The 15,969-nt window shown below is 64.9% G+C and carries 15 protein-coding genes; 10 read left to right on the top strand and 5 right to left on the bottom strand.

Annotated elements, in window-relative coordinates:
* The first annotated feature begins 83 nt into the window (after positions 1-83).
* Together D107_RS0104970 and D107_RS0104965 are read left to right on the top strand one after the other, a co-directional pair.
* Positions 84-611: a metallophosphoesterase family protein gene (locus D107_RS0104970; RefSeq protein WP_018867722.1), complete on the top strand. Its 528-nt coding sequence runs from the start codon at positions 84-86 to the stop codon at positions 609-611.
* 154 nt (positions 612-765) lie between these two features.
* Positions 766-1,368, top strand: coding sequence for a CBS domain-containing protein (locus D107_RS0104965; RefSeq protein ID WP_018867723.1), 603 nt, complete (start codon positions 766-768; stop codon positions 1,366-1,368).
* A 65-nt stretch (positions 1,369-1,433) separates the two neighbouring features.
* Here D107_RS0104965 and sat read toward each other — a convergent pair whose 3' ends face one another.
* Positions 1,434-2,624 (bottom strand): sulfate adenylyltransferase, encoded by a 1,191-nt coding sequence (gene sat, locus D107_RS0104960; protein WP_018867724.1) that lies wholly within the window; start codon positions 2,622-2,624, stop codon positions 1,434-1,436.
* A gap of 582 nt (positions 2,625-3,206) precedes the next feature.
* On the opposite strand from sat, the gene D107_RS0104955 reads away from it, so the two are divergent.
* From D107_RS0104955 to D107_RS14090, 6 genes are all read left to right on the top strand, one after another.
* Positions 3,207-3,983, top strand: coding sequence for a hypothetical protein (locus D107_RS0104955; RefSeq protein WP_018880907.1), 777 nt, complete (start codon positions 3,207-3,209; stop codon positions 3,981-3,983).
* A 37-nt stretch (positions 3,984-4,020) separates the two neighbouring features.
* Positions 4,021-4,500, top strand: coding sequence for an adenylyl-sulfate reductase subunit beta (gene aprB, locus D107_RS0104950; protein WP_038028264.1), 480 nt, complete (start codon positions 4,021-4,023; stop codon positions 4,498-4,500).
* Positions 4,500-6,401: an adenylyl-sulfate reductase subunit alpha gene (aprA, locus tag D107_RS0104945; protein WP_018877190.1), complete on the top strand. Its 1,902-nt coding sequence runs from the start codon at positions 4,500-4,502 to the stop codon at positions 6,399-6,401. The genes aprB and aprA overlap by 1 nt, the downstream gene beginning before the upstream one ends.
* Positions 6,402-6,558: 157 nt before the next feature.
* Complete coding sequence (locus tag D107_RS0104940; protein WP_018867728.1) at positions 6,559-6,909, top strand: hypothetical protein; 351 nt, start codon at positions 6,559-6,561, stop codon at positions 6,907-6,909.
* A 16-nt stretch (positions 6,910-6,925) separates the two neighbouring features.
* Entirely contained in the window at positions 6,926-7,438 is a 513-nt protein-coding gene (locus tag D107_RS0104935; RefSeq protein ID WP_018877191.1) for a peptidylprolyl isomerase, read from the top strand.
* Positions 7,439-7,528: 90 nt separating this feature from the next.
* Positions 7,529-7,693: a hypothetical protein gene (locus D107_RS14090; RefSeq protein ID WP_017942944.1), complete on the top strand. Its 165-nt coding sequence runs from the start codon at positions 7,529-7,531 to the stop codon at positions 7,691-7,693.
* 289 nt (positions 7,694-7,982) lie between these two features.
* Here the strand turns inward: D107_RS14090 and D107_RS0104925 are convergent, their stop codons facing one another.
* Entirely contained in the window at positions 7,983-9,002 is a 1,020-nt protein-coding gene (locus tag D107_RS0104925; RefSeq protein ID WP_018880906.1) for a porin, read from the bottom strand.
* A 224-nt stretch (positions 9,003-9,226) separates the two neighbouring features.
* Here D107_RS0104925 and D107_RS0104920 point away from each other — a divergent pair, with 224 nt between their 5' ends.
* A complete protein-coding gene (locus tag D107_RS0104920; protein ID WP_081619359.1) occupies positions 9,227-11,350 on the top strand; it encodes a TonB-dependent receptor in 2,124 nt (707 codons plus the stop codon).
* Between the two features lie 114 nt (positions 11,351-11,464).
* Here D107_RS0104920 and D107_RS0104915 read toward each other — a convergent pair whose 3' ends face one another.
* On the bottom strand, positions 11,465-12,193 hold the full coding sequence (locus D107_RS0104915) for a rhomboid family intramembrane serine protease (protein WP_026280748.1): 729 nt from the start codon (positions 12,191-12,193) through the stop codon (positions 11,465-11,467).
* 248 nt (positions 12,194-12,441) lie between these two features.
* Positions 12,442-13,947, bottom strand: a complete 1,506-nt coding sequence (locus tag D107_RS0104910) for a SulP family inorganic anion transporter (protein ID WP_026280747.1) — start codon at positions 13,945-13,947, stop codon at positions 12,442-12,444.
* A gap of 264 nt (positions 13,948-14,211) precedes the next feature.
* Between D107_RS0104910 and D107_RS0104905 the strand changes: the two genes are divergently transcribed.
* Entirely contained in the window at positions 14,212-14,700 is a 489-nt protein-coding gene (locus D107_RS0104905; RefSeq protein WP_018880902.1) for a universal stress protein, read from the top strand.
* Between the two features lie 106 nt (positions 14,701-14,806).
* Here the strand turns inward: D107_RS0104905 and D107_RS0104900 are convergent, their stop codons facing one another.
* Positions 14,807-15,748, bottom strand: a complete 942-nt coding sequence (locus D107_RS0104900) for an IS110 family transposase (RefSeq protein WP_018880901.1) — start codon at positions 15,746-15,748, stop codon at positions 14,807-14,809.
* Positions 15,749-15,969: the final 221 nt, after the last annotated feature.

Raw genomic sequence — 15,969 nt, 5'->3', positions numbered from 1 at the left:
CCGAATCGGGCCCGGACGCAGGGCGGGGCGCGGCAGTGTTATCGTTCCGGCACCGGAATTTCACAACAGAGGCCTGCCAACCCATGAAGGTATGCATTGTTTCCGACAGTCACGACCGTGGCCCGATGTTGGCCCGCGCGATCGAGGCCGGCATTGCCGAGGGCGCCGAGGCGGTCATCCACTGTGGTGACGTGATCGGCGGCAACACGCTGCGGGCGTCACTGAAGCTGGGTGTGCCGATCCACGCGGTGCACGGCAACAACCTGGGGGACCCGGTCGCGATCTCGCGCATCGCGCACCAGTCCGATGGCCTCCTGCACTACTACGGGCTGGACGCCACCATCACCCTCGGTGGCCGGCGCATCTTCGTCACGCACTACCCCCATTACGCCCATGCGATGGCCTGCACCGGGGACTATGACCTCGTCTGCTGCGGCCACAGCCACGAGACCGAGATCCGCCAGCAGCCGCACGTGAAGGATGGCGCCACCTGGCTCGTGAATCCGGGCACCGTGGCCGGGCTTGGGGCGCCGCGGGCGACCTGGGCGCTGGGCGATCTCGAAACCATGGACTTTGCGATCCGGGCGACACCCGAGGAGAGCGCGGCCTGATCCGACTCGGTCATACGGCCCGCATTCGGCAGCGGGGTGGCGTTTCGGCGCGGGATGATCGACCCGCTTGTCAGCGCCTTCGTCTCAGGGCATCGTCTAGGAGAGGGCGCGTCATTCGTGTCCCTCTGGATTCCACCGTGGATGGAGAAACGCGATGACCGCAGAATTCCCGCACAAGCCCCTTCCGTCGCAAAAGGCGGCCCCCGGAATCGGGCTCCAGCAGGTGTCGGAGGAAGACCCCCAGGTCACCCTGGCTTCCTCGGCGCTGTGCGTAATGACCGATTTCCGCCGGGTGCCGGTTGCGACGATCGGTCCCGAGGCGACGCTCAACCAGGCGACCGAGCAGATGATCGCCCGGGGTGTCCGGCTGCTGATCGTAGTGGACTCGGAGCGCGTGCTGGGTCTGATCACGGCCCGCGACACTCAGGGGGAGCGCCCGGTCCAGATGGTGAACGAGCGCGGCATGCGGTACGACGACCTTCGGGTGCGTGACCTGATGGTGCCGCTGGATGACGTGGACCTGCTGGACATGCAGCGCGTGATGCAGGCGGACGTGGCGGATATCGTCGCGACGCTGAAGGACTGGGGGCGCCAGCATGCGCTGGTTGGTCAGCGGGATCCCCAGACGGGTGAGACTCGCATCCGGGGGATATTCTCGGCGACCCAGATCGGGCGTCAGCTGGGGATTCAGGTGCAGACCTTCGATGTCGCGCGGACCTTCGCGCAGATCCAGGCGACCCTGTCCAAGACCTATTAGCCGGAGCCGACATCCGGCCGCCCGCGCGAGTGTGCGGGTCGCCGGATGCCTCAACCGCGTTTCTGCTACCGGTTCAGCCCCTGGTAGTACTCCATCAGGATCTTGGCCACTTCCGGGCGGGAGAACTCGACCGGCGGTGCCTCGCCTCGGCCCAGCATCTCGCGAACCTTGGTGCCGGACAGGAGCACGAAATCCTCCTTCGTGTGGTCGGGTGCATCGCACATCATCACCACCCGGTCTAGCTTCTTCGAGTAGGCCGTGTGGTCGGCCCGGAAGATCTCGATCTCCAGCGCGCCCGCGGGTACCTCGGTGTCGAAGATCGTCTGGGCATCGAACGGCCCGTAGTAGTCCCCCACCCCGGCGTGATCACGCCCGATGATGAAGTGGGTCGCGCCCATGTTCTGGCGGAACAGCGCATGGAGCACGGCCTCGCGCGGACCGGCATAGAGCATGTCGAAGCCGTATCCGGTGATCATCACCGTGTTCGGCGGGAAGTAGAGCTCGGCCATCTTGCGAATGGCGGCGTCGCGCACCGGGGCCGGGATGTCGCCGGGCTTGAGCTTGCCCAGCAGCATGTGGATCACCACGCCGTCCGCATCCAGTTGCTCCATGGCCATGCGGCACAGCTCTTCGTGGGCGCGGTGCATCGGGTTGCGGGTCTGAAACGCGACCACCCGGTTCCAGCCGCGTTCCGCGATCTCGTTGCGGATCTCGACGGCGGTGCGGAAGGTGTCGGGGAAATCATCCTGGAAGTACGAGAAGTGGAGCACCTGGATGGGCCCCGATACGCAGACGCGGCCCACGCTGTTGAAGGCGGCGACCCCGGGGTGTTCCATGTCGGTCGTGCCGTAGACCTTTTCGGTCATGGTCGCCATCTGCTCGGGCGTGAATTCCTCGATCGCCTCGACCTCCTGGATGGCGAGGACCGGGTTCCCCTCCATGTTCGGGTCGCGCAGGGCAATCCGCTTGGCCCCGCGAATGGCGTCCGCATCCTCCAGCAGGTTGACCACGGGCACCGGGAAAAACAGGCCGCTGGTGGTTCGCATGTTCTCCGCGCAGCTCATGGCGTCGGCGACATTCATGAACCCGGTCAGCGGCGTGAAATAGCCGCCGCCCATCATGACGGCGTTGCCGGCGGCGCCGGAGCTGATGACCACGGAGGGCAGGGTCTCGGCCTCCTGCAGCAGGGCGTGGTGTTGATCGGGGTCGTAGACGAACAGGGGCTTCAGGGTGTCTGCACCGTGCGGTTTGATCATGGGGCTTTCTCTCCTGCCGACGCTGGATGTGAACTGCATGGATGGGGTGGTCTGTGCCACACGTAAGTCGTGTTCGGGGCGCATGCGCCCACCCGGTTGACGGGGCGGGCGCGCTGCTGGTCGACCCCGAACGTAGCACAAGATAGTCCATAAAGGTTCGGGTTTCTTGACCGCCCCCGCAGCCGCACATCCGGATCTGTCCACCCGTCAGGGCCGTCAGCCCTGCCCCGGGAGCGCCTCGATCAGCGGCCTTCTCCCTTTGTCTCACCCGGCCCGGGCGTTCGTTCCGGTGCCATCGCTGGCGCCCCGGACCCGCGTGCTGCGGGCAGCGGGCGGTGTGCCGCCCCCGGGCCAGCCTGGCGGCTTGCGATGGCGTCTGCCTGGGCCGCTAGATAAGTGTTTCCATAAATAAGCATATGACCTCATTCATCGGGCTTATGCGCGGGGAAGCAAGTTTGATTTGAAGCGCAAGATCGAGTTGGCACAGACTCGGTGTGCCCATTGGACACTCTGAGGAGGCCTGTCGCCGTGATCACTAGCAATCCCTTTGCCGAACTGGCTGCGTTTATCCCACCAGCCGCAATGCAGGCGTATGTCGTGCTCATGGTCATTCTGGTGGCCGCCGGCACGATCCTCGACATGATGCACAAGAGGAGTGCCCAGTACTTCTTCGAGAACGCCAAGAAAGCCGAGAAGAACGCGACCCGCAGCGTGAGCGGCGGCGAAAAATTCTCCCAGGCCATGCAGACCCTGGGAAAAGAGGTTCTGACCTCCGGTGAATTCAAGAACCCGAAACGACGCGCGTCCCATCTGTTCACCATGTGGGGCTTTATCCTGTTCGTGGTCTCCTCCGCGGTCCTGATCTTTGGCTACGCCAGCGAGCCCGCCGCGGGCGTGTGGCCGGTCCTGTGGCATCTGGGCGCCCTGTCGCTGGCCTTCGGCGGCTACTGGTTCTGGTTCTTCATTCGCGTCGACGTCTACTCCGAGGGCCGTCGCTGGTACCAGCTGGTCCGGGCCGATCTGTTCATCGTGTCGCTGCTGGCGATGTCGACCTTCGCCATCCTGTGGTCGCTGACCCAGGGCACCGGCGCCCTCGGGTGGCTGTTCTTCGCGCTCTTCCTCGCGGCGACCACGACCCTGTTCGCGACCGTCTACTGGTCCAAGTTCGCGCACATGTTCTTCAAGCCTGCCGCGGCCTACCAGAAGCGCATTACCCGTGCCGACGGCTCCGCCGAGAACCTCCCGACCCTCACGCGCGACGATCCCGAGCAACAGCAGCGCCATTCCATGGAACTGCTGCGCGATGCGCCGATGGAGATGGGGAAGGGCATCCAGCGTGAAGCGCCGCACCACTACTAGCCATTAACCCGAACACCAGCATCGATCGAGGACAACCATGCCAACTTTCGTATACATGACCCGTTGCGATGGCTGTGGGTACTGCGTGGACATCTGCCCGTCAGACATCATGCATATCGACGAAACCACCCGTCGCGCCTACAACATCGAGCCCAACATGTGCTGGGAATGCTTTTCCTGCGTGAAGGCCTGCCCGCACCATGCGATTGACGTGCGCGGCTACGCGGACTTCGCCCCACTGGGGCACAGCGTGCGCGTCGATCGCGACGAAGAGCGCGGCACCATCGCCTGGAAGATCAAGTTCCGCGACGGTCGGGAGAAGGACTTCCTGTCGCCGATTACCACCAAGCCCTGGGGCAAGCACATCCCGCAGCTGGCGGACGTCCCCGCACCGGACAAGTCCATGCGCGACAGCCAGCTGTTGTTCAACGAGCCCAAGTACATCCGGATGGATGAGGGGGATCTGCACACGCTTGAGGCCGCCGGTCTCAAACTGAAAGAAGGGGTGTACTACTGATGGCCTACAAGACAATCGTCGAAGACAACATCGACATCCTGGTCTGTGGCGCCGGGCTCGGCGGCACGGGTGCCGCCTGGGAAGCCCGCTTCTGGGGGCAGGACAAGAAGGTCGTGATTGCCGAAAAGGCCAACATCGACCGCTCTGGTGCGGTGGCCCAGGGCCTGTACGCGATCAACTGCTACATGGGCACCCGCTGGGGCGAGAACAACCCCGAGGACCATGTGCGCTACGCCCGCATCGACCTGATGGGCATGGTGCGCGAGGACCTGCTGTTCGACATGGCGCGCCACGTGGACTCCACCGTGCACCAGTTCGAGGAGTGGGGCCTGCCGCTGATGCGCGACCCGAAGACGGGCGCCTATCAGCGAGAAGGTCGCTGGCAGATCATGATCCACGGCGAGTCCTACAAGCCGATCGTGGCCGAGGCCGCCAAGAAGTCCGCGGACACGATCTACAACCGCATCTGCGTGACCCATCTGCTGATGGACGAGTCCAAGGAGAACCGGGTCGCCGGCGCCGTGGGCTTTAACGTTCGCACCGGCAACTACCACGTCTTCAAGTCGAAGTCGGTGATCGTGGCCGCCGGAGGCGCCTCGATGATCTTCAAGCCGCGTTCGGTCGGTGAGGGTGCGGGTCGCGTCTGGTATGCCCCGTGGTCGTCCGGCTCGGCCTATGGCCTGCTGATCAACGCCGGTGCCAAGATGACCCAGATGGAGAACCGCATCGTGCTGGCCCGCTTCAAGGATGGCTACGGTCCGGTGGGTGCGTACTTCCTGCATCTGAAGACCCGTACGCAGAACTGCAATGGCGAAGAGTACGAATCCAAGTGGTGGCCGCAGCTGCAGGAGATGGTCGGCAAGGAGTACCTCGATCCGGAGGCCTCCCACCGGACCCATCGCCCGATCCCGACCTGCCTGCGCAACCACGCATTCCTGAACGAGGTGAATGCCGGTCGTGGCCCGATCCACATGGTCACCATGGAGGCCTTCCAGGATCCGCACCTTGAAGAGGTGGGCTGGGAGAACTTCCTGGGCATGACCGTCGGCCAGGCCGTGCTGTGGGCCGCCACCGACGTGGACCCCAAGAACGAGAACCCCGAGCTGACCACCTCGGAGCCCTACGTGATGGGCTCGCACGCCACGGGTTGTGGCGCCTGGTGCTCCGGTCCGGAGGATGTCTCCCCGCCCGAGTACTTCTGGGGCTACAACCGCATGACCAGCGTCGAGGGCCTGTTCGGTGCCGGCGATGCCGTGGGCGGCACGCCGCACGCGTTCTCCTCCGGTTCCTTCACCGAGGGCCGTCTGGCCGCGAAGGCCGCCTGCAAGTACATCGACGATGGCAAGGCCGACGGCATCCGTGTCTCCGATTCGCAGATCAACAAGCTGAAGGAGGAGATCTACAAGCCGCTGGAGCACTACAAGATCTACAGCAACGAGGTCGTGGCCGGTTCGGTCAATCCGAACTTCATCAACCCGCGCCAGGGTCTTGACCGCCTGCAGAAGCTGATGGATGAATACTGTGGCGGCGTAACGGTCAGCTACATGACCAACGAGAAGCTGCTCAATATCGGCCTGAAGAAGATGAAGATCCTGGAAGAGGATCTGGACAAGCTGGCGGCGGAGGACATCCACGAGCTGCTGCGTGCCTGGGAGCTGAAGCACCGCGTGCGCACCGCCGAGAGCGTCTTCCACCACACCCTGTTCCGCAAGGAAACCCGCTGGCCGGGCTACTACTACCGCGGCGACTACATGAAGCTCGATGACAAGAACTGGCACCACCTGACGGTTTCGCGTCGTGACCCGAAGACGGGCGAGTACACCATGGAGAAGGCGCCCTGCTACCACCTGGTCGACAAGGACGAGGCGCCGGCCAAGGAGGCCGAGAAGGAGGAAGCCTAGGGTGCTGCGGTGGCGGGGCCGCAGCCGGCCCCGCCACCATGCTCGGCAGCCGCGATGACCCACGCGTTCGCGCGTCGGTCATCCCTTTCAACCGCCACACCTGAGGGTTTTCAATATGACCAGTGCAGCTGAAGCACAGACGTTGCCGGAGACCTCGATGAACATCATCGACCACTCCGACCAGGAGATCCTCGAGATTGCCCACCCCATCTGGAGCGACCTAATCAAGCACTCCAACAAGGGGCAGTACGGCAAGTTCGTCCGCCGGTTCTCCTACCACCTGCTGTTTGGCCTTAACGAGGTCGAGGTGGGCAAGCAGTTCGCCCAGAGCGAGTTGACCCGCAATCTCAGCGAGGACTGGGATTTCCTGGGCATTATTCGCCGTGGCGAGCATGTCACCGTCCTGTATCGCGTGCGCAGCACGAAGAAGGAGGGCGAGTGGCTGGGCCGGATGGTCCTCGGCTACGAGGAAGGCGAGGTACGCATCTTTGGTGCGTCCATTTTCTGACAATGCGGGACTGTTCATGACCGAAGTAATCCAGGACAACAAGTACGTCGAGCTGAACTACCAGGTGATCGACCAGAAAACCGGCCAGGTGCTGACCGAGGTCGAGTTCCCGCTGGGCTATGTCCACGGCGTCAACGAGGTCCTGTCGCCCCAGGTCATGGGCGAGCTGGAAGGCCGCGCCCAAGGCGAAACCATCGAAGTGCCGATCGACTGCAACGCCCTCTATGGCCCGCGCGACGAGTCGCTCGTGATCACGGACGCGATCGAAAACGTGCCGGAGGAGTACCGCGAGGTGGGGACCGCCATCCTGATGGAGAACGATCGCGGCCAGACCAAGAGCTTTCTGGTGACACGGCTCGACGACAAGACCATCACCATCGACGGCAACAATCCACTGTGCGGCCGTCAGGTGATCTTCAAGCTGAACATCCTGCTGGTACGCGATGCCACCGACGAGGAAATCGCACACGGTGGCAAGGTGGAGTCGGGCCCGGAGATCGACAGCGGGCGCGCGGTCCCTATCGAGTGATGGAGCAGGCGTTCGGCGCGTGAGTATGTCGGGGCAGGGCGACGCCAGTTCTCCGCCCCTCTTTTTTCATCGAAGCGAGGTGAATGCACCATGAGTCAGCAATCCGACAAGAAGCACCCGGAAGTGCCGGACGGCAAGTCGCGCTTTCTGGTAACCCGGCAGATGAAGCCCAACGAAAAGGGCTTCGTCGGCTACGAGACCATCTGGGAACCCTTCCAGAAGGAAGCCGAATACCAGACCCCCAAACGCCCCTGAGCCGATCGCCGGTCGCGCATCTGCCCCGCAGGCGCGCGACCGTGTCGATCCTTTAACGGCGGCGATGAACCCATCCCGGATAGCCCGCCAACGGGACTGCGGTGTGCGCCTGTTGCACCGAAACCGATCTCTACCTGTATTTCCCCGATTCTTGAAGGTCCCGGTGTCGCAACGGAATTGCGCCGCCAGCGCCTCGTTGAGCTCACAAAAAAGCCCCGCCGGGGCGTAGTCCGGCGGGGCTCGGAAAACGGGGACGGCGGTCCTGGCCGCCGGCCCCGGTATTGCTCGGTCAGAAGTCGTAACGCATCCCGATCGAGAGGGCGGTAGCGTTCTCGCCACCCACACCCGGCTGGCTGACGCTCTTGGCGGCATTCCACGGCGCCAGGGCCGAGTTGTCGTCGTTGTCGACCATTGCGATGTTGCCGTAGAAGCGCAGGTCGCTGTCGAGGCGGTATTCCAGGCCCAGGGCGTACATCGTTGCGTCAGCATCAGTCAGATCGGAATCCAGCTGGAAGACGTGACCGTTCAGGTACATGCTCGGGGTCAGGCGGAACTGGCCGCCCAGGCCGTAGACATCGGCGTCGTCGCCACCGACGGTCTCGGAATTCTGGTAGAACGCGCCCATGCGGAAGGCGGGCGTGATGCGATAGCCGACGGCCAGGCGCCAGGCATCCGGGTTCACATCGCCATCTTCCTGCTTTTCGTAGGCCAGGGCGCCGGTCAGGTCGCCCATGCTCAGGTTGAGAGATGTGGAGTAGGCCTTGTTCGGGGCCCCGTCGGCGGTGGTGGCGCCGTCCGTCTCGTTCGAGTACTGGATGTTCCAGGTCAGGCCGCCGAAGCTCGGGGTCTGGTAGTGGATGCTGTTATTGAAGCGTTCGTCGAAGCGGCCGGTCTGCGCGGCGGAACGGGTCAGGTTGCGCATGTCACCGACCTGGTCGCCGAAGAAGTTGGCCGGACCGCGGGCGCGTTTAAAGGGGGTGTCGAACTTGCCGATGCGCAGCATGCCCCACTCGGAGCCCTTCAGGCCCACAAACGTGTCGCGGGTCGCGAAGTTTGTGCCGTTGGTGTCGAAGTCGATCTGTTGTTCGATCTGGAACATCCCGACCAGCTGCTCGCGGAACTCGCGTTCACCTTTGAAGCCCAGGCGGCTGGAGTTGCTGGACACGTTGAATTCGTTGTAGTCGGCGCCGTCGTCGAGGACATCGGCGGACAGGTGGGCGCGGCCGTACAGCGTCCAGTCGGCAGTGGCCAGGGCCGGTACGACCAGACCGGCCGCAATCAGGCTGGTCAGCAGTTGCTTGCGATTCATGGGTTTCTCCCCTATTGGAATGTGCAGGTTGGCGAGACGCGAAGCCGTCCCGACAGGGCGCAAGCATGGGGAGGGCGAGTGACGTGTCCGTTACGGGGTGGTGAAGATCGCGTTACAACGCGACACTGTTGCGCAAATGAAACACCTGGGCCGGGAACCTGCTAGCGAGCGGCGAGTCCTCTGAAGGGTGGGCGGGCTCAAGGCCCGTCACGATGCAGTACCGAATGGGAGGGACCGTGGTGGCGCGACGGCCGGATCCGACGTTCTCTGGGCGAGTGCGCTGGCCCCTGTTCGCCAGCCTGTTGGTGGCGGTCACCGCACAGGCCGACGACGGGCCCACGGTCCTGGATCCAGTCGAAGTGACTGTCACTGCTCCGCGCCTGGCCACGCCGCTGGCGGACCTGCCGGCCGCGGTATCGCGCGTGGACGAGCGCCAGGCGACCGAGGGGCGGCAGGGCCTGCAGCTGGACGAGGCGCTCAATCGTGTGCCGGGGCTGTTCGCCCAGAACCGCTACAACTTTGCGCAGGACGCGCGCATCTCCATCCGCGGCTTCGGCTCGCGGGCGCCGTTCGGGGTGCGCGGGCTACGCATCCTGCAGGACGGCATCCCCGAGACCACCCCCGACGGCCAGTCACAGGTGGACGCGATCGACCTGCTGGACCTGCGCGACATCGAGGTGCTGCGCGGACCTAGCGCCGCGCTGTACGGCAATGCCTCCGGAGGCGTGATCTCGGCGCGCACCCGCGACGGCCGCGACCCGCGTGGCTTTGGTGGCGGGGTGCTGCTGGGCAGCTACGGTTATCGCCGCGCCGAGGCCATCGCCGAACAGGACCACGGGACCCATCGCTACTCCCTGACCGCCCACGATTTCGCGATCGACGGCTACCGCGACCAGTCCACCGCCGAGAAGCGCTACCTGCGCCTGCACACCGCCTCGGAGCTGGAGGCCGGCACGCTGAACTTCCACCTGCGCTACCTCGATGCCCCACGCACCGACGACCCCGGCGGACTCACCCGCGAGGAGATGCGTCAGAACCGGCGAGCGGCCGCCCCGCTGGCCACGGCCCTCGACAGCACGCAGGAGGCCGAGCAGCTCACGACGGGGCTGCAGTGGGAACAGTCGCTCGGGCCCGGCGAGCTGCGCCTCGGGGGGTTCTGGACGCAGCGCGACTACGCGCAGCAACTGCCATTCCCCGGCGACTCACGGGTAGCCTACGAACGATACTTCTACGGCCTCAACGCCCAGTACGAACAGGACATCGGACCCACCCGGGTGCTGACCGGGATCGACCTGGAAGAGCAGCGTGACGACCGCACCCGGCGTTGTTCCGCTGGCCAGTTGTTTGACCGTGCGCCTGACGCACGCGAATGTTCGGCAGAACCCGAAGATGCTCTGACCGACCTCGCGCTGGACCAGCGCGAACGCGCCCGCTCGCGCGGGGCGTTCGTGCAGACCGACACCGCGCTCGGGTCGGACTGGAACATGGTCCTGGGCGCCCGACACGATCGTGTCCGCATGACCATCGATGATCACTTCTCTACCCAAGTGGGGCAGTCCGATCAATCGGGTGCGCGCACTTTCCACGAAACCAGCGGCATGGCCGGTTTGATTTGGCACTTCCGGCCCGACTATCGAGCCTTCGTGAACGTGGCGACCAACTTCGAGACGCCAACCTTCACCGAGTTTGCGAACCCCGAGGGCGGGGCCGGATTCAACACCGACCTCGATCCCCAGCGGGCGCGTAGCATCGAAGTCGGTGTTCGGGCGGAGGCAGGCCGGCTGGCCTGGGAGGCCTCGGCGTATGCCACCAGGGTTCGCGACGAGATCGTCGTGGATGACGAGGGAGACTTCCGGGATTTCTATGAGAACGCGGGGCGTACGGCGCGAGAAGGAGTGGAATTTGGCGCCGAGTGGCGGGCATCGGAGGCCTGGACCTTGAGCGGTTCACTGAGTTTGAACCGCTTTCAGTTCCGGGAATATTCGGATGCGGATGGCAATACCTTCGACGGCAATCGGATGCCGGGTCTGCCGCGTGAGCAGTTGTTCATCGAGGCCGACTGGCGCGAAGGCCCCTGGTTTGTGACCGTGGATGCGCTGCATGTCGGGTCGCGTTACGTCGACAACGCGAATACGGAAAAGGCGGGGTCGCAGACCACGCTGAACCTGCGCGCGGGCCGCTACTGGCAGGACGGCGGCACCCATGTCGAGGCCTTCGTGGCCGCGAACAACCTGCTGGACGCGGACAACGTCGACAACATCCGCATTAATGCCAACCAGGGACGCTACTACGAGCCGGCCCCGGGCCTGACCCTGATGGCCGGCATGCGCATGACCTTCGGGCGGTAAACGAGCCTCGGCTGGTGCGGTTCGCTGCGCTCACGGCACCCTGCGAACCGTCGTCGCCGACCCCATCGCCGTAGGATGCATTGAGCGCAGCGAACTGCATCAAGGACAGATGCCCTAATCACGCCGCCCAGGCCCGTCCGGCGGTTCTTTCGGCTCGATCTCGTCGAGCCGTCCCTGTTCGATCTTGCGGAGGGTCTCGGGGTCGGTGGGGTCCTCGTCCTCCCAGTCATGCCGCCGATATACCGGGAGCGGGTCGCGGCGATAGAGGAACCAGCCACAGACCGCACCCACAACCGCACCGAACAGGTGCGCCTCGAACGAGACTCTGGGGCCGCTGGGGAAGACGCCCCAGATCATGCTGCCGTAGAGAAACAGGATGATGATGGCCACCGCGATGGACAGCGCATCGCGGCGGCGAATCCCGATCACCACGGCGAAGAACATCAGCCCGTGGGTCAGGCCCGAGGCGCCAATGTGCAGCCCCTCGCGGGCGAACAGCCAGACACCCAGCCCCCCCATCAGCCAGATCAGCGGGACCGCAACGCGGGTGGCGCGCGGGAAGCCGTAGAGCGTGAGCATGCCGAGCACCCACAGGGTCGGCACATTGGCGAGCAGGTGGCCCCAGGAGCCGTGGATCAGCGGCGAGGTGATGATGCCCAGCGCCCCGACCGCGTCGCGCGGCAGGATGCCCAGCCGCGACCAGTCCCCGCCCAGCAGGTCGTGCAGGGCGTGGATCACGATCAGGATAGCGGCCCCCAGCATGGGCCAGAGCAGCGCACGCCGAATCCGCTCCTGCTCGGCCCGGGGGTCGGCCGGGGGTGCCGGCCGGCGAAGATTCATCATCCGCCTAGCCTGCCACGCCTGGACAAGAGGTCCAATCTCTCCCATCTCCCGGCGTCGTTACGGGCACCGTCATTGCGAGGCCCCGCAGGGGCCGCGGCAACCTCCTGAAGCTTGCGCAGTGTCGGGGTCCGAGGGTTTCGGAGGGAGATTACTCGCTGCGCTCGCCCTTCGGGCCGGCCTGCGGCCGTTCAACGCGCTTCGCGCCTTTGTGCTTCGTCGCTGCACTCCTCGCAATGACGGTGGCGGTGCTAGTGCCCGCCCGGCCCCAGGTCGGCGCCCTTGTCGTGCTGCGCGAGCTTGTCGTGCAGTTCACCACTTTCACCTCGCGGGGCCTTCACCTCGACCTCCATGCCGTTGCGGCGGAACTTGCCGACGACCTTGTCGATGGCGGCCACCGCCGAGCTGTCCCACAGCGAGGCGCGGGTCAGGTCGATCTCGATGTGATGGATGCCCTCGCGGTAGTCGAAGCTGTCGATGAACTTGTCCACGGCGACAAAGAACAGCTGGCCGCGCACGGTGTAGAGGCGCGTCCGGCCGTCCTCCGACAGCGCACTGGTGACCTCGACCGCCTTGACCATCTTGCGCGCGAAGAAGATCGCCGAGAGCAGCACGCCGGCGAACACGCCCAGCGACAGGTCGTGGGTGATCACGGTGGTGCCAACGGTCACGATCAGCACGGTGGCGTCGGTGCGCGGCAGCTTGTGCAGGGTGGTCAGCGAGCCCCAGTCGAAGGTGGCGATGGAGACCATGATCATCACCGCGACCAGCGCGGCCATCGGGATGATCGAGACCAGATCCCCCAGGAACACGATGAACAGCAGCAGGAAGATGCCCGCCGACAGCGTGGACAGGCGCCCCAGCCCCCCGGACTTGATGTTGATCACCGACTGCCCAATCATCGCACAGCCCGCCATGCCACCGAAAAAGCCGGTGACGACATTGGCGATGCCCTGGCCCTGGGCCTCGCGGTTCTTGCCGGAGGGCGTGTCGGTCAGATCGTCGAGGATGGAGGCGGTCAGCAGCGACTCCAGCAGGCCGACGATCGCCAGCGCGAACGCGGTCGGGAAGATGATCTGCAGCGTCTCCCAGTTCAGCGGGATGTCGGGGAACAGGAACACCGGCAGGCCGTCCGGAAGCTCGCCCATGTCGCCGACCTCCAGCGTCGGCAGCCCCATGAAATAGACCACGACGCTGAGCACCACGATCGCGACGAGCGGCGGCGGCAGCAGCTTCGGATAGCCCGGGATCATCGGCAGGCCATAGAGGATGATCAGGCCGGCCGTGACCAGCGCCCACATGGTGGTGTCGCCATCCACCAGGTAGGGCACCTGGGACAGGAAGATCAGGATCGCCAGCGCATTCACGAAGCCGACCAGCACCGTGCGCGGGATGAACATCATGTAGCGCGCGAGCTTGGCCCAGGCGAACAGGATCTGGATGATCCCGGTCAGGATGGTCGCGGCCAGCAGGTACTGCAGTCCGTGCTCGGCGATGAGTGTCACCATCAGCAGGGCCATGGCCCCGGTCGCGGCCGAGATCATCCCGGGGCGCCCTCCGGCGAAGGCGATCACCACCGCCATGGTGAAGGACGCGTACAAGCCCACGCTCGGGTCCACCCCGGCGATAATGGAAAACGCGATCGCCTCCGGGATCAGGGCCAGCGCGACCACGATCCCGGCAATCAGGTCTCCGCGCACATTGAACAACCAGATCTTGCGCTGGCGGGACAGGAAGTCTTGTAGGGTCTGCTGCACGATATGGTCCCCAATACCCATGCGCGCCGAAGCCGACATGCGTCGGGATCAACGGGTGAACGAACAGGTACCAGAGACTTGTGCGAAGTAGCCGGGCCCGGTTGCCACCAGTGGATGGCGCGGTTGCAAGCGGTTCAATGCCGGTACAGACTGAAACCGCCAGGAAAGGCGGCAAAGTCTAGCACTTCATAAGCCCGTCCTGAAGTTTGCCGCCCCGCTCAAGCCTTTGCCGGGGCTCTTCCATGCGTTCAATTGGGGATCTTCATGCTGCAGCGCGTCATCATCGCCGTCGACTTCTCGCCCGCCTCTGCCGCGGCCCTGGCCGTTGCACGCCAGCACTGCCCGGGGGCGAAGAAGCGGCTGCTCTATGTGATGAAGCCGTCGGACGTGGCAGGGCCCAGTTCCGCTGGTGCGTTCAGTGGTGCGGGATCGTCGCCCCTGAATGCAAAGGAAATGCGCCATTCGGCGGAAGAAAAAATCCGGTCGCAGTTGCAGGAGTGGGCGGAGGCAGATGACGAGGTCGCCATCGCCGTGGGCAGTGCGCCGGAGGAGATCTCCCGTCATGCTGAGGAGTGGGGCGCGGATATGATCGTGATGGGGACCCGCGGGCGCAGTCAGATCGCCAACATGCTCTCCGGTTCCGCGACCGAGTGGCTGGTGCGCAACGCCCGCCTGCCGGTACTGGTCGTGCACGACGTGCCGCTGTCCGACTCCATGAAGGAAAAGCTGCCGCCGGAAGGCGCCGTCGACTGAGCCCGATCGCCGTTCGCCGACACGTAGAAGGCCCGCTTTCCAGCGGGCCTTCCTTGTTCCTGTGGAATGCTCGCGCGGTGTCGAGGCCCCAGGCATGTAGGAGATTCTATGTCTCTCCACAAGGGGTCTTAGGTTGATAGTCGGTCTGATGGTTCATCAGGGCGAAGGCGACGCGGGCCAGTTTGCGAGCCAAGGCATTCAGCGCCTGAGTCGTCGCCAGGCCACGGTCCAGGCAGCGCTGGTAGTAGTCGCTCCAGGCGGGTTTGGACTTGGCCTGCATCGCGGCCAGGTAGAGCAGCCGTCGCAACTCTGGATCGCCCTGCTTGGTGAGTTTGCGCTGCCCCCGTTTTGTGCCGGAGTCGCGGATGCGGACATCCAGCCCCAGGAAGGCGACGAACGCATCACTGCTGCGGAACGCGCCGCGATGGAACGCCATCGCCAAGCCGGTGGCGGTGAGCGGGCCCACACCCTCGATCTGCTGGCAGCGCCGAGTGTGATCCGACCAGCCGGCGCGACTGACCGTCTCGCGCAGCACACGCTGGAGGACGGTATCCAGCCGAACGATCTCCCGAAGCAGGTGCTTCAGGTGGGCCTGCAGTTCGGGTACGCCTCGCAGACTCTGCTCCAGCATGACCCGTGCCCGTACCAGCGTGGCACGCCGGCGCAGCAGCTTTTGCAGGGTCCGGTAGCCCTCGGGCGGCGGTGTCCAGGGGCGCAGTTCGTCCTGCTCGCGTTGCAGATAACGCACCAGCAGCCGGGCATCCCCGGCATCGGTCTTGGCCCGGCCACCGATGCTCTCGCGGTAGCGATTGAGGCGATAGCCATTGATCAGATACACCCGGTGGCCCTGATGATGGGCCTCCAGCGCCAGGGCCAGGTGATAGTCGTTGGTGGCTTCCAGGGCGAAGTCGGCCGGACCCTGCAAACCACGGACCCACCGGCGGATCGCCGGGAGCTCGTTGGGACACAGCTGTGCGGTTTCACCGTCGATGCTGATCCACAACTCGGCCTTGCCGACATCGACCCCGATCCGATGCGTTGCCATCATCACACCTCCCGAGCTAGCTTGGAGTGGTCTGTCGGGGCCTCACCGAACGCTGGCTTGCCATCTATCGTCGGTCCCGAGCCGATCGATTCCTTATCGGCGTTTAAGGTGAGGGGTGGGACGAACTCTCCTACCGTCTGTGCCACAGGCCAGATGCCAGCTTCGTCCCTCCACCCCGACAGACCCTTTCTAGGCCTGCCACGGGTAAACATACAAGGCCAGCC

This window comes from Thioalkalivibrio sp. ALE30, assembly GCF_000377465.1.
Taxonomy (GTDB): domain Bacteria; phylum Pseudomonadota; class Gammaproteobacteria; order Ectothiorhodospirales; family Ectothiorhodospiraceae; genus Thioalkalivibrio.
This window is presented reverse-complemented; position numbering and strand designations above follow the sequence as displayed.